Annotated in this window: 24 protein-coding genes; 4 read left to right on the top strand and 20 right to left on the bottom strand. The window is 63.9% G+C overall.

Going from position 1 to position 21,970, the window contains the following annotated elements:
* The 5 genes from AC07OX_RS27645 to AC07OX_RS27625 form a co-directional block, all read right to left on the bottom strand.
* Nucleotides 1–1,215, bottom strand: a complete 1,215-nt coding sequence (locus AC07OX_RS27645; protein WP_495262608.1) for an O-antigen polymerase — start codon at nt 1,213–1,215, stop codon at nt 1–3.
* Nucleotides 1,208–2,479 carry an oligosaccharide flippase family protein gene (locus tag AC07OX_RS27640; protein ID WP_495262609.1) on the bottom strand — a complete coding sequence of 424 codons (1,272 nt, stop codon included), beginning with the start codon at nt 2,477–2,479 and terminating at the stop codon, nt 1,208–1,210. The genes AC07OX_RS27645 and AC07OX_RS27640 overlap by 8 nt, the downstream gene beginning before the upstream one ends.
* Before the next feature lie 9 nt (nt 2,480–2,488).
* Nucleotides 2,489–3,574 carry an NAD-dependent epimerase/dehydratase family protein gene (locus AC07OX_RS27635; RefSeq protein ID WP_495262610.1) on the bottom strand — a complete coding sequence of 362 codons (1,086 nt, stop codon included), beginning with the start codon at nt 3,572–3,574 and terminating at the stop codon, nt 2,489–2,491.
* A gap of 14 nt (nt 3,575–3,588) precedes the next feature.
* Nucleotides 3,589–4,872 carry a Vi polysaccharide biosynthesis UDP-N-acetylglucosamine C-6 dehydrogenase TviB gene (gene tviB / locus AC07OX_RS27630; RefSeq protein ID WP_495262611.1) on the bottom strand — a complete coding sequence of 428 codons (1,284 nt, stop codon included), beginning with the start codon at nt 4,870–4,872 and terminating at the stop codon, nt 3,589–3,591.
* A 139-nt stretch (nt 4,873–5,011) separates the two neighbouring features.
* A complete protein-coding gene (locus AC07OX_RS27625) occupies nt 5,012–6,085 on the bottom strand; it encodes a polysaccharide biosynthesis/export family protein (protein WP_495262680.1) in 1,074 nt (357 codons plus the stop codon).
* Nucleotides 6,086–6,836: 751 nt separating this feature from the next.
* Here AC07OX_RS27625 and mscL point away from each other — a divergent pair.
* The gene (gene mscL, locus AC07OX_RS27620) at nt 6,837–7,268 is read left to right on the top strand and encodes a large conductance mechanosensitive channel protein MscL (RefSeq protein WP_062473649.1); all 432 of its coding nucleotides are present in this window, start codon (nt 6,837–6,839) and stop codon (nt 7,266–7,268) included.
* A gap of 22 nt (nt 7,269–7,290) precedes the next feature.
* Here the strand turns inward: mscL and pdxA are convergent, their stop codons facing one another.
* Genes pdxA through AC07OX_RS27605 form a run of 3 tightly spaced genes read right to left on the bottom strand, consistent with a single transcriptional unit; the run spans nt 7,291 to nt 10,450 of the window.
* Nucleotides 7,291–8,331: a 4-hydroxythreonine-4-phosphate dehydrogenase PdxA gene (gene pdxA / locus AC07OX_RS27615; RefSeq protein ID WP_495262612.1), complete on the bottom strand. Its 1,041-nt coding sequence runs from the start codon at nt 8,329–8,331 to the stop codon at nt 7,291–7,293.
* The gene (locus tag AC07OX_RS27610; RefSeq protein WP_495262613.1) at nt 8,328–9,101 is read right to left on the bottom strand and encodes a Nif3-like dinuclear metal center hexameric protein; all 774 of its coding nucleotides are present in this window, start codon (nt 9,099–9,101) and stop codon (nt 8,328–8,330) included. The genes pdxA and AC07OX_RS27610 overlap by 4 nt, the downstream gene beginning before the upstream one ends.
* A complete protein-coding gene (locus AC07OX_RS27605; protein WP_070059916.1) occupies nt 9,098–10,450 on the bottom strand; it encodes an MFS transporter in 1,353 nt (450 codons plus the stop codon). The genes AC07OX_RS27610 and AC07OX_RS27605 overlap by 4 nt, the downstream gene beginning before the upstream one ends.
* A 291-nt stretch (nt 10,451–10,741) precedes the next feature.
* Here AC07OX_RS27605 and AC07OX_RS27600 point away from each other — a divergent pair, with 291 nt between their 5' ends.
* Nucleotides 10,742–11,902 carry a S1C family serine protease gene (locus tag AC07OX_RS27600; RefSeq protein ID WP_062473641.1) on the top strand — a complete coding sequence of 387 codons (1,161 nt, stop codon included), beginning with the start codon at nt 10,742–10,744 and terminating at the stop codon, nt 11,900–11,902.
* A gap of 102 nt (nt 11,903–12,004) precedes the next feature.
* Here AC07OX_RS27600 and tatC read toward each other — a convergent pair whose 3' ends face one another.
* The 9 genes from tatC to AC07OX_RS27555 all read right to left on the bottom strand — a co-directional run bounded on the left by tatC (nt 12,005) and on the right by AC07OX_RS27555 (nt 16,924).
* The gene (gene tatC / locus AC07OX_RS27595) at nt 12,005–12,823 is read right to left on the bottom strand and encodes a twin-arginine translocase subunit TatC (protein WP_070059920.1); all 819 of its coding nucleotides are present in this window, start codon (nt 12,821–12,823) and stop codon (nt 12,005–12,007) included.
* Between the two features lie 75 nt (nt 12,824–12,898).
* Complete coding sequence (tatB, locus tag AC07OX_RS27590) at nt 12,899–13,360, bottom strand: Sec-independent protein translocase protein TatB (protein ID WP_062471652.1); 462 nt, start codon at nt 13,358–13,360, stop codon at nt 12,899–12,901.
* A 19-nt stretch (nt 13,361–13,379) separates the two neighbouring features.
* Nucleotides 13,380–13,628 (bottom strand): Sec-independent protein translocase subunit TatA, encoded by a 249-nt coding sequence (gene tatA / locus AC07OX_RS27585; protein WP_070059921.1) that lies wholly within the window; start codon nt 13,626–13,628, stop codon nt 13,380–13,382.
* 65 nt (nt 13,629–13,693) lie between these two features.
* Nucleotides 13,694–14,053 (bottom strand): histidine triad nucleotide-binding protein, encoded by a 360-nt coding sequence (locus tag AC07OX_RS27580; RefSeq protein ID WP_062471658.1) that lies wholly within the window; start codon nt 14,051–14,053, stop codon nt 13,694–13,696.
* The gene (locus AC07OX_RS27575; protein ID WP_056572726.1) at nt 14,043–14,432 is read right to left on the bottom strand and encodes a DUF4870 family protein; all 390 of its coding nucleotides are present in this window, start codon (nt 14,430–14,432) and stop codon (nt 14,043–14,045) included. Before AC07OX_RS27575 ends, AC07OX_RS27580 begins: the two co-directional genes overlap by 11 nt.
* Nucleotides 14,433–14,457: 25 nt before the next feature.
* Nucleotides 14,458–14,847 (bottom strand): phosphoribosyl-ATP diphosphatase, encoded by a 390-nt coding sequence (locus AC07OX_RS27570; RefSeq protein ID WP_139701050.1) that lies wholly within the window; start codon nt 14,845–14,847, stop codon nt 14,458–14,460.
* Nucleotides 14,844–15,233, bottom strand: a complete 390-nt coding sequence (gene hisI / locus AC07OX_RS27565) for a phosphoribosyl-AMP cyclohydrolase (RefSeq protein ID WP_095743771.1) — start codon at nt 15,231–15,233, stop codon at nt 14,844–14,846. The genes AC07OX_RS27570 and hisI overlap by 4 nt, the downstream gene beginning before the upstream one ends.
* A 42-nt stretch (nt 15,234–15,275) precedes the next feature.
* On the bottom strand, nt 15,276–16,061 hold the full coding sequence (hisF, locus tag AC07OX_RS27560; RefSeq protein WP_095743770.1) for an imidazole glycerol phosphate synthase subunit HisF: 786 nt from the start codon (nt 16,059–16,061) through the stop codon (nt 15,276–15,278).
* A gap of 29 nt (nt 16,062–16,090) precedes the next feature.
* Entirely contained in the window at nt 16,091–16,924 is an 834-nt protein-coding gene (locus tag AC07OX_RS27555; RefSeq protein ID WP_139701049.1) for a D-hexose-6-phosphate mutarotase, read from the bottom strand.
* A gap of 132 nt (nt 16,925–17,056) precedes the next feature.
* Between AC07OX_RS27555 and AC07OX_RS27550 the strand changes: the two genes are divergently transcribed.
* Nucleotides 17,057–18,364 (top strand): dicarboxylate/amino acid:cation symporter, encoded by a 1,308-nt coding sequence (locus AC07OX_RS27550; RefSeq protein ID WP_070059926.1) that lies wholly within the window; start codon nt 17,057–17,059, stop codon nt 18,362–18,364.
* Between the two features lie 11 nt (nt 18,365–18,375).
* Nucleotides 18,376–19,290: an amino acid ABC transporter substrate-binding protein gene (locus AC07OX_RS27545; RefSeq protein WP_495262614.1), complete on the top strand. Its 915-nt coding sequence runs from the start codon at nt 18,376–18,378 to the stop codon at nt 19,288–19,290.
* Between the two features lie 16 nt (nt 19,291–19,306).
* Here the strand turns inward: AC07OX_RS27545 and AC07OX_RS27540 are convergent, their stop codons facing one another.
* From AC07OX_RS27540 to hisH, 3 genes are all read right to left on the bottom strand, one after another.
* The gene (locus tag AC07OX_RS27540) at nt 19,307–20,479 is read right to left on the bottom strand and encodes an AAA family ATPase (protein WP_495262615.1); all 1,173 of its coding nucleotides are present in this window, start codon (nt 20,477–20,479) and stop codon (nt 19,307–19,309) included.
* A gap of 20 nt (nt 20,480–20,499) precedes the next feature.
* A complete protein-coding gene (gene hisA / locus AC07OX_RS27535) occupies nt 20,500–21,243 on the bottom strand; it encodes a 1-(5-phosphoribosyl)-5-[(5-phosphoribosylamino)methylideneamino]imidazole-4-carboxamide isomerase (protein ID WP_062471681.1) in 744 nt (247 codons plus the stop codon).
* A 63-nt stretch (nt 21,244–21,306) separates the two neighbouring features.
* Nucleotides 21,307–21,966: an imidazole glycerol phosphate synthase subunit HisH gene (hisH, locus tag AC07OX_RS27530; RefSeq protein WP_307695396.1), complete on the bottom strand. Its 660-nt coding sequence runs from the start codon at nt 21,964–21,966 to the stop codon at nt 21,307–21,309.
* Nucleotides 21,967–21,970 lie beyond the last annotated feature (4 nt).

Here is a 21,970-nt window from a genome sequence, read left to right as displayed (position 1 = left end):
TTATTCCTTGTTGAGCCTTTGCCCCGGGCTTAACAGCAACCAATACCAAAATCCAATTTGAATCCACATCGCAAGCAAAGAAAAATATTGATCTTGAAAAAACTGCATTGCCAACGGATACATGGACGCCGAATAGTAATAAATCCACTTCCCGCCTAACCCCTTGGCTTTCTTGTAGAGCCACCAATGCCCAATTAAAAACATTGGCGGAATAAAAACACCCGGGAATAGAAAGTCACGAAAATAGGTTTCGTACACCGTATACACGTTAGTTGGATCGGGCACAAACTCATATCCTCGAATGAGTGCCAGAGGAGGTTGATCAGTCACCCCAAGCGTATTAAGCACTGTGAACACCAATCGAAACGCATTGAGCCCCCAATCCGCAGCGGGCGGGCTACTCACCAGCCGTGAGAATGCCAAGAAAGGAGCAATGGTGTATCCCCGTAAATTTTCAGCAAAAGAACTCGCGTTATCGGTAGCGCCTGCCTCAACCGAAACTCCCTTGGCAGTCATTGCCGCCACAAAAACAAATGCGCACACCATTAAAAAAGTGGCAATCAATATCCCCTTAAATCGAATCACACCCGTTAGCACCAACGGGAAAAACAATAGCAAAAATAGAAACAACACAAAGGTTCTTGCAGTCGATATATAAGCGTAAAACAAGCACACCAATATCGACAAGCTCAAACGAAAAAATCGAATTCCTCGCTCAGAATAGGAAGCGACTGAAATAGAGGCAACAACGATAGCCAATATAGAAAAGTATGAAAGGACTCCAAAGCTCTCCCCATCCTCCGTCATTGCGGATCTGAGCCTTATGTACCCAAGCACACTAAAGATGTCATCGCCGCCAGCCAAAAAAACGGCCCGCTGGTATACAAATGGAATTGCAAGAATGACCAATAACTGGGCCAACCAAAGGCGGCGCGCCCTAGGCTGAGGCGCCCGTTTGAAAACTCCAACCTCTATTGCTCGCGAGGCATTCATGTAAATTGCGACCAAAAGCAACAGCGCAACTGCCTTTGCAGTGAGCACCAACAACAAAAATTCGGACGCCACCGGGATAAAACTATCGCGCGACAGATAGAACCCAAAAATCAAGAAAAACCAAACAAGAAAATATATTTGAAATGGATTTGCAAAGCCCATTTTCTTTTGCGAAGAAAAGAAAAGGCCCACGAAATTCAGAAGCAACAATAGTTCAAGCACGAGTTACTCTCGAACACCAAATTAAAATCATGGCATCGAACACCATTCTCCCCACCCAGGCCCAAGCAGCACCTTCAATTCCGTATCGATGAAGCAAGAAGAATAGTGCAATCAAGAAAATTGGTAGTTCGACAATATGCAGTTTTGCCGTCAAATCGGCACGCCCTCTCGCGTGCAATAGGGCATAAAACATTGAGCCAATAGCATTTGAAAAAACGCCCACGCAAAGAATCTGGCCAATCAAGATTGACTTGGACTGCAAGCTATCCCCAATCCATTGCCGCAAGACAAAAGGCAAACCCAGGGCGAGCGCACTGCACACCAACAACATCATACCTCCCACGATCAAGAGCCATTTTCGAAAATAATGCAGCCAATCGTCGGACTCTTCATGCATCATTTTCGTGAGCGACGGGAAAATCACAGAAGAAATGGCGCCAACCAGAATGAGGCTTTGAACAACAACCTCATAAGGCAAAACATATGCACTGACCGCCGCAGCAGAAAGAACGGCTCCAATCAAGAATCTATCGGCCTGAACCAACACGGGACTGACGACACTACTGACCGCGATCCAACCGCCAAAAGAAAAGAGAGCTTTCGCAACCAGCGCTGAATAGCTGGCACGACGCTTCAAGGGCGGCCAATCTTCGAAGCACGAGTATGCTAATTTTTGAAACACAAAGAGCGCCAATAATCGACTGATAACCAAGGTTGCCACCAGCCACGGGAGCTCGACCGTGAAATGCATCACGAGAAATGGCCCGCCGAAATTGACAATACCTAGCGCAACGCGAATCAGGCTAATTCCCTTGAAATTCAGAAAGGCCTCATTTAGGCCTCGGTAAGTAGCACTCATGGCCTGCGCAGGCAGCGCAATAGCCAACAAGAACATCGCATTTCTGACTTCAGTGCGCGGCACCGTTGCCGCTTCCACCCATGTCGCGCCGCCGCACAACGCGACGACTGCGATCGCGACGCTACCTATCAGCCCTGCTACCAAAGTAATGCGACGAGCGGTTGCCAGCACCGTCGGGACCGAACTCAAATCGCCCTCCCCTCGCAGGCGAGATACCATCTGAGTCACAGCTCGGCCAATACCCAGGTCGAGCGCTCCTGCATATCCAATCAGTCCCCAGGCGAGGGCAAGCAGCCCAAACCGTTCATGCCCAAGCGTGCTGATGAGATGCGGTACCGTGACTGCTGCCACCAAGAGCGGCAGTGACAAGCCGGCCAGATTCCAGCCAATGTGAGACAAGCGCATTGAAGTTGGCTACCTTGAATTCCTGACGTACCAATCAAGGGCTTCGCCTATGCCTTCGGCTATTCGATGCGTCGGGGCATACCCCAACAGCCGCTGGGCCTTTCCGATGTCAGCCTGGCTGTGGCGCACATCGCCTGCTCTAAAGTCGCGATGCACCGGCTCGACAGTAGGTCCCACCCCATGAGGAACCAACCCATCGCGAAGCAGGGCAAACAATGTATCAAGCGTTGTGCGATCGCCAACAGCGACGTTGTAGATCTGGTTTACGGCTTCCAGATTTTCAGTGGTCGCCGCAAGCAAGTTGGCTTGAATAGCGTTGGCCACATAACAAAAATCTCGGCTGGTTTCGCCGTCACCATTGATAAAAACGGACTCGCCTTTCAGTAAGGCCGCCGCCCATTTGGGAACAACGGCAGCATAGGCACCATTGGGGCTCTGACGTTTACCGAACACATTGAAGTAGCGCAGCCCAATGCTGTTGAAACCGTAGCAACGGGAGAACACGTCGGCATAGAGTTCATTGACGTACTTGGTGACGGCATAAGGGCTGAGGGGCTGGCCGATGGTGTGTTCGACCTTCGGTAGCCCCGGATGGTCCCCATAGGTGCTGCTGCTGGCGGCATACGTAAAACTCTTCACGCCGGCATCGCGCGCAGCCACCAGCATGTTCAGGAAGCCACTGATGTTGGTGCCATTGGTGGTGATAGGGTCAGCCAGGCTTCGCGGGACGCTGCCAAGGGCGGCTTGATGAAGAACGTACGCCACCGGTTCTCCGCGCTCACCCGACGACACGTCAGCCTGTGGAAAGACCATCGCATGCTTGCAATCGTCAAGGTTGCGGATGTCACCCTCAATGAAATGAAAATTAGCCCATTGCCCGGGTGTGACCAGAGCTTGAACCTCGGCCAGGTTGCGCTGGTGGCCGGTAGCGAAGTTGTCGAGACCCACTACGCGTTGGTTCAGCTTGAGCAAATTCTCAAGCAGGTTGCTGCCAATGAAGCCAGCCACGCCGGTAATGAGCCACGTCTGGGACTCTGTTACCAGACGAGCGCGAAGTCGGTCGTAGGCTGATGGGACAAGACTGGGTTGATTCACGATGTCTACCCCGCTCACAGCCGACCGTCTGCAGCGCCCAGGGGCAACAGACTTTTCACATCGAATAGCACGACATTGGGTTGGCCCAGCGCCTTGATGCCCGCTTCACCCAGTGCCACGAACTGATGATGGCCCACGGCCAGAACGATGGCGGCGTATTGTCCGGCGACAGGCATCTCGGACAGGCACCGCAGGCCGTACTCATGCTCGGCCTCGGCCACGTCGATCCATGGATCAAACACGTCGACCTGCGTGTTGTAGCCTTTCAAGGTCCGCACGATGTCCACCACCTTGGTGTTACGCACGTCCGGGCAGTTTTCCTTGAAGGTCAGCCCCAGCACCAGCACTTTGCTACCCAAGACCGGCACGTTCTTACGCAGCATCAGTTTGATGACTTCGTCCGCGACGTGGCTCGCCATGTTGTCGTTGATGCGGCGACCGGCCAAGATCACCTCGGGGTGATAGCCGACCTCGACCGCCTTGTGGGTAAGGTAGTACGGGTCCACGCCGATACAGTGCCCACCCACCAGCCCCGGTCGAAAGGGCAGGAAATTCCATTTGGTGCCGGCTGCTTCCAGCACTTCGAGCGTGTCGATGCCAAGCCGGTGAAAAATGAGGCTCAGCTCATTCATCAGCGCAATATTCACGTCCCGCTGTGTGTTCTCGATCACCTTGGCGGCTTCGGCGACCTTGATGCTGCTGGCCTTGTGGGTACCAGCGGTGATGATCTGTTGGTACAAGTGATCGACGACCTCGGCTACTTCCGGTGTGCTGCCGCTGGTCACCTTCTTGATACTGGGCAGGCGGTGCTCCTTGTCACCGGGGTTGATGCGCTCGGGGCTGTAACCGCAGAAGAAATCCACATTGAACTTCTTGCCGCTGAATTTTTCGAGAACCGGAACACACACCTCCTCGGTGGCGCCGGGATACACCGTCGACTCGAAAATCACGATGGCACCTTCTCGCATCACCTTTCCAACGGTTTCGCTGGCCCTGATCAATGGCGTCAAATCGGGCCGATTCGCGTTGTCAATCGGCGTGGGGACGGTCACGATGAACACGGAGCAATCGCGGAGGTCATCGGCATGAGAGGTGAACGCCAGTTGGGCGGCCGCCTTCAACTCCTCACTCGTCGTTTCCAGGGTACGGTCATGCCCCCCTTGCAACTCTGCGATGCGTTTGACATTGATGTCGAAGCCGATCGCCTGGCGCTTCTTGCCGAACTCCACTGCAAGAGGAAGGCCCACGTAGCCGAGACCGATGATCGCGATGGGTTGAGTTGGTTGAATGACTTGCATGTTGAAAACACCGGAGACAAAAAATTGGCGACAGACCCTGATAAGAGCCATGCCGCCGCACCGCTTTCGCGGCCGCTGACTTCAAAGCCGGCAGACTCGTGATGCGAACCCCGAGAACTCGGCCTTGGTCCAAACTCGTTTAGCGATGCCTGACGTAGACCTCGCTCGCGTTGTTGACCACCGTAGCGGATGGCAGGATCAAGCTGACCACGCGGTTCCACTTGACCAGCGGCACAGGATCGACATACACGACATCGTGCGATTGCAACCGGAACTGGCTCGCCAATGCCATCGTCGCTGGGTTCTTGGCATTCAGGTGGAAGATGGCCGGTGCGCCAGTCGCTCCTTGGCGAATCACGTAGATCTGGCCGGCGTTGGCGGTGGATGTCATCGGCCCCCCCGCCTCGCCCAAAGCCTCGCTCAAGCTCAAGCGACCGTTGCTGCGCATGGACAGGGCGACAGGCGCCATGATTTCACCCATGACGAAAACCTTGGAGTCCTCCCGGTGCGCCACACGAACGGTGTCACCGTTCTTCAGGGGAATGCTGTTCCCGTCGTAGCCCGCTTCGCGCAGCCGGGTCATGTCGATCGGAACCGAACGACCATCGCGGATGAGGGTGATGGCCGACTGGTTGGCGTTCGACGTCATCCCGCCAGCGCGGTTGATCGCCTCGCTCAGTGTCATAGGCACGTCGGTAAAGATCTGCGAGCCCGGGGTGCGCAGTTCGCCCTCCAAATAGGCGCGCCGGCTTCTGAAGGACTGGATGCGCACCGTCACTTGCGGATCGCGAACATGCGGCCGCAGCAGCTTGCCGATCAGGTCGGACGCATCGCCTTCGCTCAAGCCTGCCACGCGCACGCGACCGATGTAGGGAAAGGCAATCTCACCATCCGCATCGACGATGAAGCCTGGCGCCACCTGCACACCAGTCGGGTCGGCCGATTGCGAAATCACGGCACCCGCGTTGGGCAGCAGCTCAGGGTGGTCATACACGATCACCCCCACCACGTCGCCCGACCCGATGGTGTAGCGCGCCCCCTTGCCAAACAGCGCCTGCACCTCAGGCGGCACCCCCTTCGGCGACACCTCCGCCAGCGTGCGCACCAGCGCCAGCGAGATCGGAGTGATTTCGCCCTCAGGCGCTTCGTCAGGAAGGTAGCGGAACTGCGACGGCAACTCGCCGCCTGCTTCGTAAGGCTCCACCGAACCCATGCCGGGCACCACGGCACAGCCCTGGAGCAACACCACGCCGGCAAGCGCTACCCACGCGAGGGCTTTCGCATTTCTTCTCAATTCAGGTCCCTTGAAAGTCAGTCAGTCGTATCAACAACGAAGCGGCGAAAGAACGGCAATTCCCGGAGGCATGCGAGGCTCGCACATCCGCTCTCTTGTATCGCGCTTCTTTTTCAGACACTTGTGATCGCCGCCACTACGCGGCACCATTTATGTAAAAATTTGAACAGCTATAGTCGCGCTGAAACTGGCAAATTCAGGCAACAAAGGTGCAGAATTCATCGCGGGGTCACGCAAGAATCTGGCGCACCCAGGGCGAATGCGCTCTGACAGACAGAAGTCTTGAAGGTCGATTTCGCGCGGCCGCTCCCTACTGCTCCCCTCTCATCGTACCAGTGCAGTGCACTGTCAATGGGGCTTTGCCTGCGTTCCAGGATGCTTCCGGAATGCCCGCACTGCGCCGTTTTGCCTTCTTTTCGAGAGCAAAACACGACGTATCCGACCGGTTCTACCCATCCCGCGAAATTGGAAACAAGACGTTCCAAAGCGTAGTCGGCAAGGTTTGGCTACGGAGACTGGGTACCCTCCGTCCGTTCCAGGCAAGAGCCGCCAGCGGTCATGCCTCAGTTGCAATCCAGCATCACCCGCCGTGCCGCCGTCTTGCCCTCCCGCTTCCACAGGCATACTGGCACCCCTTTCAACAGCAGGTCTTCAGCACCCTTTCTGAATCATGAGCATCCTCAGTGAATTCAAGGAGTTTGCCGTCAAGGGCAACGTCATCGACCTCGCCGTCGGCGTGATCATCGGGGCGGCGTTCGGCAAGATCGTCGACTCGCTCGTGGCCGACATCATCATGCCGCTCGTGGGCATGGTGTTCGGGAAGCTCGACTTCTCGAACCTCTACGTGATCCTGGGCACGGTGCCGCCGGGCGTGACGAACACGCTGGCGGAGCTGAAGAAGGCCGGCGTGCCGGTGCTGGCGTATGGCAACTTCATCACGATTGCTGTCAATTTCGTGATCCTCGCCTTCATCATCTTCATCATGGTCAAGCAGATCAACAAGCTGCGCAAGACCGAAGAGGCCGCCCCCGCGGCGCCGGCCGCCACGCCGGAAGACATCACGCTGCTGCGCGAAATCCGCGACAGCCTGAAGCGCCCCTGAGTCTTTCTTTCCGGCCGCGCGCTCAGGCGCCGGCCAGCGTTCGCGCCATGCGCAACGCCTCGACGAGGCTAGAGGCATCGGCCACGCCCTGGCCCGCAATGTCGAACGCCGTGCCGTGATCCGGGCTGGTGCGCACCAGCGGCAGCCCGAGCGTCACGTTCACGCCCTTCTCCACCCCGAGGTACTTGACCGGGATCAGGCCCTGGTCGTGGTACATCGCGATCACCACGTCGAACTCGCCGCTGGACGGCACGCCGGCCTTGGCGCGCGCGCGCATGAAGACGGTGTCGGGTGCATGAGGCCCCTGGGCATCGATGCCCTCGGCGCGTGCGGCCTCGATGGCCGGCGCGATGACGGTGCGCTCTTCCGAGCCGAACAGGCCGCCCTCGCCCGCGTGCGGGTTGAGCCCGGCCACGCCGATGCGCGGCGGCCGGCCGAGCGCGTGGGTCAAGGCGCGATGGGTGATGCGCAGCGTGTCCAGCACGCCGTCGAAGCGCACGGCCTCGATGGCGTCGCGCAGCGACATGTGGATGCTCACGAGCACGGTGCGCAGCTCGTCGTTGGCCAGCATCATGCGCACGGGCACGTCGGCCACGGTGCGGCCCAGGTGGGCGGCGGCCTCGGCCTGCAGCAGCTCGGTGTGGCCGGGGTACGGAAAGCCGGCCGCGGCCAGCGCTTCCTTGTGCAGTGGCGCGGTGACAAGGGCCGAGATCTCGCCGCGCAACGCAGCCCGCGCGGCCCACACCACGCAGTCGCCGGCCGCGCGGCCGGCCTCTGCGCTGATCTGCCCCTGCACGATGCCTTTCGGCGGCGCGATCACCTGCAGCACCGGGATGCACCCCGGCGGCACGGCCGCCACTTCAGCGACGCTCACGATCTCCACGATGGGCCATGCCAGCCGCCCCGGCGCCGCGAGCGCCTGCGAGGCTTTTCGCAGCGTGCCGACGTCGCCGGCCACGAACACACCGCGCACGGCATCGGGCGCGTCGCGGAAGGCCTTGGCAATGATCTCGGGGCCGATGCCGGCCGGGTCGCCGAGCGTGATCGCGATCGGCGCCTTCATGCGGGGTTGTCGATGTCGATGAATTCGTGCTTCAGCCCGAGCTGCGCCGCCACATGGGCCGCCACAGCCTGCGCGCCGTAGCGCTCGGTGGCGTGGTGGCCGCAGGCCAGGAAGGCCACGCCCAGCTCGCGGGCGTAGTGCGCCTGCGGCTCGGAAATCTCGCCGGTGATGAAAGCATCGGCGCCAGCCGCAATGGCGGCCTCGAAGTAGCCCTGGGCGCCGCCCGTGCACCACGCGATGTTCTTGATCGGGCGGTGGGCCGTGTCGACCAGCGTGACGGGCCGCTTCAGCACCTTCTCGGCATGGGTCGCCAGGGCTTTCGCGCTGACGAAGTTTTCGCCGTTCTCGCGCGCGCCCAGGAAGCCCAGTTCCTGCTCGCCGAAGCGCCCTGCCGACCCCGGGTGCGCCACGAGCCCCAGCTGCAGACCGAGTTGCGCGTTGTTACCCAACTCAGGGTGCGCGTCGAGCGGCAGGTGGTAGGCGAAGAGGTTGACGTCGTCACCCAGCAGCAGGCCCAGGCGCTGCTTCATCCAGCCGGTGACGCAGCCATCCTGGCCGCGCCAGAACAGGCCGTGGTGGACGAAGATGGCATCGGCCTCGGCGTGGATCGCGGCCTCGATCAGCGCGCGGCTGGCGGTCACGCCCGAGACGATCTTGCGGACCACGGTGCGCCCTTCGACCTGCAGGCCGTTGGGTCCGTAATCCTTGAAACGCCCGGGGGCCAGCAGCAGGTCGAATGCGTGAAGCAGTTCGTGGCGTGTGGTGCTCATCGCGACATTGTCGCGCTCCCCGCGGCCGGCGCGCCATCGCGCATCGGGTGGCCGCGTGCGGCCAGGGGCCACAGGGCCAGCAGGAAGCCCAGCGCCGCTAGCGCGGCGACGTAGTGCGCCGGCGCCATGGTGTCGTGCTGCAGCCAGAGCGTGAGGATCACCGGCGTCAGGCCGCCGAAGACGGCATAAGACATGTTGTAGGCGAACGAAAGCCCCGTGAAGCGCACCGGCGCCGGAAATGCCCGCACGCCCGCGATCGGCACCGTGGCGATGGTGCCCACGAAGAGGCCCACCAGCCCGTAGTGCCAGAACAGCGTGGCCGGCGTGCCGGGCAGCCCGGTGTAGAACAGGTAGGCGGTGGCAAAGAGGCCGCCCCAGCCGATGAGCATCACGGCGCGCGTGCCGATGCGGTCGCTGGCCCAGCCGACGATCACGCAGCCGATGGTCAGGGTCAGCGTGGCGAGCGCGTTGGCCTCGAGCGCCAGCGCCGCCGGAATGTGGTGCACCTTCTGCAGGTAGGTGGGCGTGTACAGCACCACCACCACGATCGCGGCCGACAGCACCCAGGTCTGCAGCCCCACGTACACGCTCGCCAGGCGGTGCTCGCGCAGCACGGTGCGCAGCGGCAGCTCGCGGGCGACCGTCTTGCGGCCGGCCAGTTCCTTGAAGACCGGCGTCTCGTGCAGGAAGCGGCGCAGGTAGACCGAGAACAGCCCGAACACGCCGCCTAGGATGAAGGGGATGCGCCAGGCGAAGTCGTTCACCTGCTCCGGCGAGTAGTGGCGGTTGATGGCCACGGCCACCAGCGAGCCCAGCAGGATGCCGCCGGTGATGCCCGAGGTCAGCGTGCCTATGCCGAAGCCGTAGCGCTTCGCCGGCACGTGCTCGCCGACGAACACCCAGGCACCGGGCATCTCGCCGCCGATGGCTGCGCCCTGCAGCACGCGCATCGCCAGCAGCAGCAGGGGCGCCGCGACGCCGATGCTCGCGTAGGTGGGCAGCAGGCCGATCACCAGCGTGGGCGCCGCCATCAGGAAGATCGACAGCGTGAACATGCGCTTGCGCCCCAGCAGGTCGCCGAAGTGCGCGATGACGATCCCGCCCACGGGCCGCGCGAGGTAGCCCGCCGCGAAGATGCCGAAGGTCTGCAGCTGGCGCAGCCAGTCGGGCATGTCGGCGGGGAAGAACAGCGCGCCCAGCACGGTCGCGAAGAAGACGTAGATGACGAAGTCGTAGAACTCGAGCGTGCCGCCGAGTGCGGACAGGGCCAGGGTCTTGTAGTCGCGCGCATCGAGCGTGCGCGCCGGAGCGGGCGTGGCGCCGTCCGTGTAGGTAGCTTCTGAGGTCATGGCAGCAGGGGTATCGTGGCCGCTCGCCTGCCTTGAACCGGATAGGGGCAGAGCGTGGCACGCCGACGAAGGAATCGCCTGGCCGCGTCCGCCGGGTGGGCGGCGCGGAAGGCCTGAGGGGGCGATCCGGGTCGGATCGCCTGCCGATACTAAGGGTTAGCCCGTATTCACGCCCCGCAGGCCGCGCAATCTCGACCCTGCCGCGCGGTCTATGGCGCCAGGCCGGTTGAGGGACAATTGCAACCGGCGCCGTCTTTCAGCGCTTTTCCAACGCTCTTTCTTCAAGCTTTCATGAAACGCACCTGGCTGCTCTTTGCCCAAGCCGTGACCGTCCTGCTGGCGGCCTATTTCGTCGTCGCGACGCTCAAGCCCGAGTGGATCCACAAGCGCTCGACCTCGCTGGGCGGCGTGGTGTCCATCGTGGAAGCGCCCAGCGGCGCGCCGGCCGTGCCCGCCGCGGGCAGCCTGAGCGCGGCGGCCAAGAAGGCCTCGCCGGCGGTCGTGAGCATCAACACCAGCAAGGCCGCGCAGCGCCACCCGCGCAGCAACGACCCCTGGTTCCGCTTCTTCTTCGGCGACCAGGCCGACCAGCCCCAGGTGGGCCTGGGCAGCGGCGTGATCGTCAGCACCGACGGCTACATCCTCACCAACAACCACGTGGTCGAGGGCGCCGACGAAATCGAAGTCACCCTGAACGACAGCCGCCACGCACGCGGCAAGGTGATCGGCACCGACCCCGACACTGACCTGGCCGTGCTCAAGATCGAGCTCGACAAGCTGCCGGTGATCGTGCTGGGCAACTCCGACGAGCTGCTGGTGGGCGACCAGGTGCTGGCCATCGGCAACCCCTTCGGCGTGGGCCAGACCGTGACCAGCGGCATCGTCTCGGCGCTGGGCCGCAACCAGCTGGGCATCAACCAGTTCGAGAACTTCATCCAGACCGACGCGGCCATCAACCCCGGCAACTCGGGCGGCGCGCTGATCGACGTCAACGGCAACCTGCAGGGCATCAACACCGCGATCTACTCGCGCTCGGGCGGCAGCATGGGCATCGGCTTCGCCATTCCGGTGTCGATGGCCAAGATCGTGCTCGAGGGCATCGTGAAGGAAGGCCAGGTGCGCCGCGGCTGGATCGGCGTCGAGCCGAGCGACCTGTCGCCCGAACTGGCCGAGACCTTCGGCGTGAAGGCCGACGCGGGCGTGATCATCACCGGCGTGCTGCAGAACGGCCCCGCCGCCAAGGCCGGCATCCGCCCCGGCGACGTGATCACATCGGTGGGCGAGAAGAAGACCGACAGCGTGCAGGCCCTGCTGACCGCCGTCGCCGGCCTCAAGCCGGGCGACACCGCACGCTTCGCCCTGCAGCGCGGCACCGACAAGATGGAACTGGACGTGACACCGGGGCTGCGACCGAAGAGTCCGATCCGGCAGCAGTTGCCCAACAACGAGTAGGCGAGAAACGACAGCGGCTCCGGCCGCAGATCAGACAGCAACAAAAAAGCGGCCCGAGGGCCGCTTTTGTTTGGGGGGGCAGGAGCCGATCGATCCGGCGGATCAGGAACTGCCGGAAGACCCCGAACCCGCGCCCTCTTCTTCACCCTCGGGCGCCTTGCCCGTTCCTGCGAAGTAGCGCGCCCCGATGATGCCCACCTCGTACAGCAGGCACATCGGCACCGCCAGCGCGAGCTGCGACACCACGTCGGGTGGCGTGAGCACCGCGGCCACCACGAAGGCGATCACGATGAAGTAGCCGCGGAACGAGCGCAGCTTCTCGATGGTGACCATCTCGAAGCGCACCAGCAGCATCACCACGATCGGCACCTGGAAAGCCACGCCAAAGGCGATGTACAGCGACAGGATGGCCTCGACGTACGACGAGATGTCGGGCGTGGCCGCCACCGCCGCAGGGGTGAATTTCTGGATGAAGCCGAACATCTTGTCCAGCACGAACAGCTGCACGAAGGCGATGCCGCCGTAGGCCAGCACGCTGCCGAAGAAGATCAGCGGCAGGGCAAAGCGCTTCTCGTGGCTGTACAGGCCCGGCGCGACGAACATCCAGGCCTGGTACATGAGCCAGGGCAGCGCCAGCAGCACGGCCGCCATCATCAGCACCTTGAGCGGCACGAAGAACGGCGAGAACACGCCGATGGCGATCAGCTTGGCGTCCGGCGGCATGTGCGCGCGGATCGGCATGGCGATGATGTCCATGAGCCCGCTCGGGCCGGGCCAGATCGCCAGCAGGATGCCCGCGACCACGAGGCCGTAGACGCAGTACAGCAGCCGGTCCCGAAGCTCGACCAGGTGCTGCACGAACGGCTGCTCGGTGCCCGCCAGCTCGTCTTCTTCTTTGTTCTTGTTGTCGGAATCGGCCATGGGAGGGGAGAAAGCGTGGGAGAAGACACAGGCGCACGGGGCGCCCGGGAACGCCGCAGGACGTGCGTGGGTGCGTCAGTTGATCTTGTGGGGGCGGAAGCGGGCGACCCGCGCCGCGCCCGACAGCGCCTTGGTACGCACGCCGTTGCGCGCCTTGTACCAATTCGGCGTGGCGCCCTGCTTCAGGCGCCAGTTCTTGCGGGGGTGCCTGTATTCGGGCACCGCCTGCTCGGGCTCGGCCAGCGCCGACAGGGTGTCACCGGACGCGCCGGAAAACTGCTTCTCGAACTCGCTGGCGCCGGTGTGGATGCTGTGCTCCACGTCGCGCGCCGCGTCCTCGACCGTGGTCTTCATCTTGCGGAGCTCGTCGAGCTCCATCGAACGGTTGACTTCGGCCTTGACGTCGTTCACGTAGCGCTGGGCCTTGCCGAGCAGGGCGCCCACCGTGCGTGCAACGCGCGGCAGCTTCTCCGGCCCGATCACGATCAGCGCCACGACGCCGATGAGCGCCAGCTTCTCAATGCCGAGGTCGATCACGGATGTGTGCCTGCGGTGCTCAGGACTTCTGGCGCGCTTCGACGTCGATCGTCGACTTGTCGCTGTTGGCCGGCTGGCCGGTCACTTGCTGCGTGGGGGCCGGTGCAGCGGAGGCGTCAGGGGAGGCCGAGCCGTCCTTCATGCCGTCCTTGAAACCCTTGACGGCGCCACCGAGATCCGAACCCATGTTCCGCAGCTTCTTGGTGCCGAAGATCATGACCACGACGAGCAGCACGATCAGCCAGTGCCAGATGGAAAAAGAACCCATGGAGAACTCCTAAGAATGTGTCCGATTTTAGTCGGGGGGAATGTGACAGTTTGGCTTAACCCTGCTCAGCCGCGAAGCCAGGGCCGGGGGCCGCCCATGACGTGCACATGGAGATGGTGAACCTCCTGCCCGCCCTCGGCGCCGGTGTTCACGACGACGCGATAGCCGCCGTCCGGATAGGGCCTGCAGCCCTGCTCCAGCGCCAGCTGGGGGGCCAGGGTCATGATCTTGCCCATGAGCGCCGAATCCTCGGGCGTCAGCTGCGCCATCGAGGCGATGTGTTTCTTGGGCACCAGCATGAAATGCACGGGCGCCCAGGGTGCGATGTCGTGGAAACCGAACAGGTCATCGTCTTCGTAGACCTTGCGCGAGGGGATCTTGCCTTCGATGATTTTGCAGAAGACGCAGTTCGGATCAGATGACATCTTTGGGTTCCATGGGACGGCCGTCGTTCATCCGGATCATGCCCTTCACGATCCGGTAGAGGAACCACAGCGAAATCAGGCTCCAGGCGATCCAGCCCGGCACGAACAGCAGCAGCCAGAGCCACGAGGTGACGATGTACAGCAGGCCGGCCCACAGCACCGAGCGGATGCGCCAGCTGAAGTGCGAGGCCTGCCAGGTGCCGGCCGCGTCGTCGCGCTTCACGAAATCGATCAGCAGGGCGATGAGCAGCAGCAGCACGGAGGCCTGTGCGCCCGGCACGACCGCGCCGATGGCCACGATCAGGTGCAGCACGTAGCTGACCCAGCCCCAGGTCTTGAGGGAGTCGTCGGGTTCCACGTTCACGATGTCATTGGCCATGGTCGATGCCCTTTCAATCGATCATTCAGTCGTTGGAAGCTTCGCGGGCCTGCACCTTGCGCAGGGCTTTTTCCTCGATGCCGCTGGTGCCTTCGCGGCGCTCGAGCTCCGCGACCACGTCGGCTGGCGAGAAACCGTAGTGGGCCAGCGCCACCATGGTGTGGAACCACAGGTCGGCCACTTCGTTCACTATTTTCGAGCGGTCGCCGCCGTGGTCGGCGTCCTTGGCGGCCATCACGACCTCGGTGGCTTCCTCGCCGATCTTCTTGAGGAAGGCATCGGGGCCCTTGTGCAGCAGCCGGGCGACGTAGCTCTTCTCGGGGTCGCCGCCGTTCGCGGGCAGGCGGCTCTCGAGCACCGCGGCCAGGCGGGCGAGCGCGTCGGAGGTGTTCGAATCGTTCACTGTGGCGCTCATTTGTAGATCGACTCCGGGTCTTTCAAGACCGGTTCGACCACGGTCCACTGGCCCTTTTCGTACTTGCTGAAGAAGCAGCTGTGGCGGCCGGTGTGGCAGGCAATGCCGGGCTCGTGGCCGAGCTGGGTCACCTTGAGCAGCACCACGTCGTTGTCGCAGTCGAGGCGGATCTCGTGCACGGTCTGCACGTGGCCCGACTCCTCGCCCTTGAACCACAGCTTGCTGCGCGAGCGGCTGAAATACACCGCGCGGCCCAGCTCGGCGGTCTTTTCGAGCGCCTCGCGGTTCATCCACGCGAACATGAGCACGTCGTTCGTGCCTTGTTCCTGGGCGATCACGGGAACCAACCCGTTCGCGTCCCACTTCACTTCATCGAGCCAATTCATGGGGATATTGTCAAGGATAGGAAAAGACCCTTCCGGTCCCGCTCAGGCGTCGATGCGCACGGGGATCCCGCGCTCGGCCATGCGCGCCTTGGCCTCGCCCACGGTGTGCTCGCCGTAGTGGAAGATGCTCGCGGCCAGCACCGCGTCGGCGCCGCCCTTCTGGATGCCGTCGGCCAGGTCGTCGAGGCTGCCGACGCCGCCCGAGGCGATCACGGGCACGTTGACCGCGTCGCTCACGGCGCGCGTCAGGGCCAGGTCGAAGCCGCTCTTGGTGCCGTCGCGGTCCATGCTCGTGAGCAGGATCTCGCCCGCGCCGCGGCGCGCCATTTCGGTCGCCCACTGCACCACGTCCAGGCCGGTGTTCTTGCGCCCGCCGTGGCTGTACACGTCCCAGCCCGCGCCGCGCGTGGCGGCGTCTTCGGGGCTGCGGCGCTTGGCGTCGATGGCGACCACGATGCACTGCGAGCCGTACTTCTGGGCCGCGTCGCTGATCACCTGCGGATCGGCGATGGCGGCCGAGTTGAAGCTGGTCTTGTCGGCGCCCGCGTTGAGCAGCCGGCGCACGTCGGCCACGGTGCGCACGCCGCCGCCCACGGTCAGCGGAATGAAGACCTGCGAGGCCACCGCCTCGATGATCGGCAGGATCAAGTCGCGGCCGTCGCTGGTGGCCGTGATGTCCAAGAAGGTGAGTTCGTCGGCGCCCTGCGCGTTGTAGCGCGCGGCGATCTCGACCGGGTCGCCGGCATCGCGCAGCTCGAGAAAATTGACGCCCTTGACGACGCGGCCGCCGGTGACGTCGAGGCAGGGAATGATGCGTTTGGCAAGCATGGGGTGGTGAACCAGGAGAAATCAGTCGGTCAGAGAACGCAAAGCTGTTGCCAGCCCTGCCATTGGGCGCCGGGCGCCAGCACGACGGGTTCGTCGATGCGGGCCGCCTCGACGCAGAGCATGTGGCGGAAGCCCTCTGGGGGCATGTCCGCGAGTGTCGCACCGAGCGCGGCACCGGGGTTCCAGACCACGGTTTCGGTGCAGGTTTCGCTCTGGGTGATTTCGAGCGTGCCGCCGGGCTGCACCAGCCGCAGCGGCTGCGCCGGGGCGGTGTAGACGCTGTCGAACTCGGCGTCGAACTGCAGCGCGGCGGCCGATTCGGTCTGGCGCACGTCGCGCACCGCGTCCCAGCGGGCGGCGCCCTGCAGGCCTTCGAGGCGCACGGCGGCGATGTCGTCCACGCGCAGGTAGGTGTGCAGCGCGGCCGAAAACGGCCAGGGTGCGTCGCCGGTGTTGGTCAGGGTGAGCGCGGTGCGCAGCCGGCCAGCGGCGAGCGTGGCGTCCATCCGCGCCTCGAAGGCATGTGGCCAGAGCCGGCGGGTGGCGTCGTCGTCGCGCAGCACCAGCCGCAGCGTGTCGGGCGCGCCCGATTCCTCGCGAATCCAAGGCAGATTGCGCATGAAGCCATGCTTGGGGAGCATGCCGCGCTGGTTGAACTGGGGGCAGCACAGGGGAATGCCGCCGCGGATGGCAGTTTGGCCGTCAAAAACGGCCTTCGGACTCAGATACAGTCGCTCCCCACCGCGGGCCGGGGCCCAGGAAAGCACCTGGGCGCCATGCAGCGCCACCGTCAGCGTGCTGCCATCGGCCGCCACGGCGTGCAACGCCGGCTGGCCTCGAAACTCGATCGAGCGGATATCCATGTGAGGAATTGTAGGCAGCCGCCGCATCCTGACAGCGGGCCATTGCGTGCATCCGCCTTTCTTGGATACCCTGTGCCGAGTCGGTCCCGTGCACTCGAAAAGAACCACTCTCACACGACAAAGGGGATACGCATGAAGAAAAAGCTGCCCATGGCCGCCTGGATCCTGATCGCCATGGTGCTCGGCATCATCGTCGGTTACATGATCTTCACCAGCTTTCCCGACAAGAAGGCCGCCAAGGAGATCGCGGACTACGTCTCCATCGTCTCCGACGTCTTCCTGCGCCTGATCAAGATGCTGATCGGCCCGCTGGTGTTCTCCACGCTGGTGGTGGGCATCGCGCACATGGGCGACGCCAAGTCGGTGGGCCGCGTGTTCGGCAAGGCCATCGGCTGGTTTCTCACCGCCTCGCTGATCTCGCTGGTCATCGGCCTGGTCATGGCCAACCTGCTCAAGCCCGGCGAAAACCTGGGCCTGCCGCTGCCCGACATCGGCGCCTCGGCCAACCTGGCGACCAACAAGTTCACCTTCAAGGACTTCGTGAGCCACACGGTGCCCAAGTCGTTCGTGGAGGCGATGGCCAACAACGAGATCCTGCAGATCGTGGTGTTCTCGATGTTCTTCGGCGTGGCGCTGGCCTCGCTCGGCGACAAGGCCAAGACGCTGGTGGCCGCCATCGAGGAGCTGTCGCACGCCATGCTCAAGATCACGGGCTACGTCATGAAGCTCGCGCCGCTGGCGGTGCTGGCGGCCATGGCCGCCACCGTGGCCGTGAACGGGCTGGGCATTCTCGTCAAGTTCGCCGTGTTCATGCGCGACTTCTACCTGGGCCTGTTCGTGCTGTGGGGCGTGCTGATCATGGCCGGCCTGCTGTTCCTGGGGCCGCGCGTGTTCAAGCTGCTGGTGCTCATCAAGGAGGCGTTCCTGCTGTCGTTCGCTACGGCGAGCTCCGAAGCCGCCTACCCGAAGATCCTGCAGGCGCTCGACCGTTTCGGCGTGAAGCGCAAGATCTCCAGCTTCGTGATGCCGATGGGCTACTCGTTCAACCTCGACGGCTCGATGATGTACTGCACCTTCGCCGTGCTGTTCATCGCACAGGCTTACGACATCCACATGCCGATCAGCACGCAGATCACCATGCTGCTGATCCTGATGCTCACCTCCAAGGGCATGGCCGGCGTGCCGCGCGCCTCGCTGGTGGTGATCGCCGCCACGCTGAACCACTTCGACATTCCCGAGGCCGGCCTGCTGCTGATCCTGGGCGTGGACACCTTCCTGGACATGGGCCGCTCGGCCACCAACGCGGTGGGCAACTCCATCGCCACGGCCGTGGTCGCCAAATGGGAGGGCGAGCTGCTGTCCGAGAGCGATGCCGAGGCCAACGCCAAGGTGCTCGACGAGGAAGCCGCGGCCACCCTCGCCCACCCGGCGCACGCGTGAGGCGCCACGCCATGACGCGCATCGCCACGCTGCCCTCCGCCGTCGCCGCATGGCTGCTGGCGGCCGTGGCCCTGGCCTTGCCGGCCGGCCCCGCGCAGGCGCAGGAGCTCCTCACCGGCACGCTGTCCAAGGTGCGCGAGAGCGGCACCATCGCCATCGGCCACCGCGAGGCCTCGGTGCCCTTTTCGTACCTCAATGCGCGCAAGGAGCCGATCGGCTATTCCATCGAGCTGTGCCGCGCGCTCGTCACGGCCATCGAGGACACGGTCAACAAGAGCCTCACGATCAAGTGGGTGCCCGTCACCTCCGACTCGCGCATCGACGCGGTCGTCAGCGGCCAGGTCGACCTCGAGTGCGGCTCCACCACCAGCAACCTCGAGCGCCAGAAGCGCGTGGCCTTCTCGCCGACGATGTTCGTCTCGGGCACCAAGGTGCTGGTGAAGAAGGGCGCGCCGATCCAGTCGTTCCGCGACCTGGCCGGCAAGAAGGTGGCGGTGACGGCCGGCACCACCAACGAGAAGACGCTGCGCGACCTGTCGCAGAAGTTCAAGCTCAACATCGAGCTGAAGGTGGCGCGCGACCATGCCGAGTCCTTCGCGCTCGTGAAAGAAGGCCAGGCCGACGCCTTCGCCACCGACGACGTGCTGCTCTACGGCCTGATCGCCCGCGACGCCGCCAAGGCGCAGTACGAGGTGGTGGGCGACTTCCTTTCCTACGACCCCTACGCGGTCATGTACCGCAAGGGCGACCCGCAGCTCAACAAGGTGGTGGTCGACACCTTCCAGGTGCTGGCGGAAGACGGCGAGATCCACCGCCAGTACAAGCGCTGGTTCATGCGCAAGCTGCCTTCGGGGGAAAGCCTCAACCTGCCAATGAGCGCGCAGCTGGAAACGATCATCCAGACGATGGCGGTGAAGGCCGAGTAGGCCCGCCTGCCCTTCTCTACCGCGCGGGCCACTCCCAGCGCGGGATCTCGCTCATGTCGAGGTTCGCGATGCGGGTCTCGCCGAAGCGCTTTTCGAGCACCACCGGCTGCAGGCCGTCGCTGTCGTCCAGGGCGGCGATCAGGCGCGCCGCGTGCGACACCACGATCACCTGCGACGACCGCGCGGCCTGCGCGATGAGGCGGCCCAGCGCCGGCAGCAGGTCGGGGTGCAGGCTGGTCTCGGGCTCGTTGAGCACCAGCAGCGCGGGCGGACGGGGCGTCAGCAGCGCCGCGATCCACAGCAGGTAGCGCAGGGTGCCGTCCGACAGCTCGGCGGCCGTCAGGGGCCGCAGCAGGCCGTGCTGGTGCATCAGCGTCTCGAAGCGGTCGCCGTTCGCCTGCACCTCGATGCGGGCGCCCGGAAAGGCGTCGTCCACGGCGCTGTCGAGCGCCTCGCCGTCGCCGATCTCGCGGACGGTCTGCAGGGCCGCGGCCAGATCGGCCCCATCGTTCGCCAGCACAGGCGTGTAGGTGCCCAGTTGCGGCTGACGCGCCGGGGCGTCGGCATCGGAGCGGAAGTGGTCATAGAAGCGCCAGGAGCGCATCTGCTCGCGCAGCGTGAGCATCTCGGGCGCGTCGCGCGGGTCGGCGTGCTCGGTCATCATGCTGGCGAAGGCCGGGATCGGCCGGCCGACGGCCTGCCAGCCCTTGCCGTCACGCAGGCGCAGCGCGGCGCCCTTGCGGTCGACCAGGTGCGTGGAGGGGCGCAGCAGCGGGCCGCTCCAGATCGCCTCGTGCTTGATCTGCGGGTCGTGCGAGAAGGCCGAGGACGGGACCGGCGGCGGCAGGCCGATGTCGATGGCGTAGCCGAAATCGTCGGCCTCGGCGCCGGCGAAGCCCAGCTTCAGCGCCACCGGCTCGCTGCGCGTGGTGCCCTGCACCGGCTGTTCGCCGCGCAGCATGGCCGCCGAAAAGCGCTCGGGCCCGGCCCACAGCGTGGAAGACAGCCCGCCTTCGCGCACCAGCGAGCGGATCACGCCGCCGTTGGCGATGTCGGCCAGCAGCCGCATCGCGCGGTACACGCTCGACTTGCCGCTGCCGTTGGCGCCGGTGACCACCGTGAGGCGGCCCAGCGGCACCGTCAGCTGGCGCAGCGAGCGGTAGTTGGCAATGGCGAGCGCGGAGAGCACGCGCCGCTACGGCAAAGGCGTCAGGCGCCGGCCAGCTCGTCCGCGCGCGCCTGGGCGGCGGCGAAGTCGAGGTCGCCCGAGTAGATGGCGCGGCCGCAGATCACGCCCTCGACGCCTTCGGATTCGACCGCGCAGAGCTGGTCGATGTCGGCCATGTTCGAGAGGCCCCCCGAAGCGATCACGGGGATGGTCAGCGCCTGCGCGAGCTTGACGGTGGCGTCGATGTTGATGCCCGAGAGCATGCCGTCGCGGCCGATGTCGGTGTAGATGATCGATTCGACGCCGTAGTCCTCGAACTTCTTGCCCAGGTCGGCCACTTCGTGGCCCGTGAGCTTGCTCCAGCCGTCGGTGGCGACCTTGCCGTCCTTGGCATCGAGCCCCACGATGATGTGGCCGCCGAAGGCGCTGCAGGCGTCCTTCAGGAAGCCGGGGTTCTTGACCGCGGCGGTGCCGATGATCACGTAGCGCAGGCCGTCGTCGATGTAGCGCTCGATGGTGTCCAGGTCGCGGATGCCGCCGCCCAGCTGCACCGGGATGTCGTCGCCGACTTCCTTCAGGATCGCCTTGATCGCCGCGTGGTTCTGCGGCTTGCCGGCGAAGGCGCCATTCAGATCGACCAGGTGCAGCCGACGGGCGCCGGCCTCGACCCATTTGCGGGCCATGGCGGCGGGGTCTTCGCTGAAGATGGTGGACTGGTCCATGTCGCCCTGCTTGAGGCGAACGCAGTGGCCGTCTTTGAGATCAATGGCGGGAATGAGGAGCATGGAAGTGACGCGAGTGTGCGAAAGCCGGGCTGCGAACGGTGCGGCCCGGGCGGGAATATAAGGTCAGGGATTCCAGTGGAGGAAGTTGCGATACAGCTGCAGCCCATGGTCCGCACTCTTCTCCGGGTGGAACTGGGTGGCAAAAATGTTATCGCGTGCGATGGCCGCGGTAAAGCATGCCCCGTAATCGGCCTCGCCCACGCTGTGCCGGGCATCCGCCGGGCACGCGTAGAAGCTGTGCACGAAATAGAAGTAGCTCTGGTCGGGAATGCCCGCCCACACCGCGTGCGGCTGGGCCTGGCGCACCTGGTTCCAGCCCATCTGCGGCACCTTGAAGCGGCTGCCGTCGGGCTGCAGGCGACCGGCCAGGTCGAACTTGACGACCTCGCCGGGAATGAGCCCCAGGCCGTCGGTCGGGCCTTCGTCGCTGCGCGACAGCAGCATCTGCATGCCCACGCACACGCCGAAGAGCGGCTTGCTGGCCGCGGCTTCGAGCACCGATTCGAGCAGGCCCGAGTCGCGCAGTTCGCGCATGCAGTCGGGCATGGCGCCCTGCCCCGGCAGCACCACGCGGGTGGCCTTGCGCACCACGTCCGGGTCGGAGGTGACGAACACCTCCACGCCCACCTGGTCGGCCGCATGGCGCACGGCCTGCGACACGGAGTGCAGGTTGCCCATGCCGTAGTCGACGACCGCGACGGAATTCTTTGCTACAGATTTCATAGCT

This window comes from Variovorax sp. GW821-FHT09D07 (genome assembly GCF_059416345.1).
This window is presented reverse-complemented; position numbering and strand designations above follow the sequence as displayed.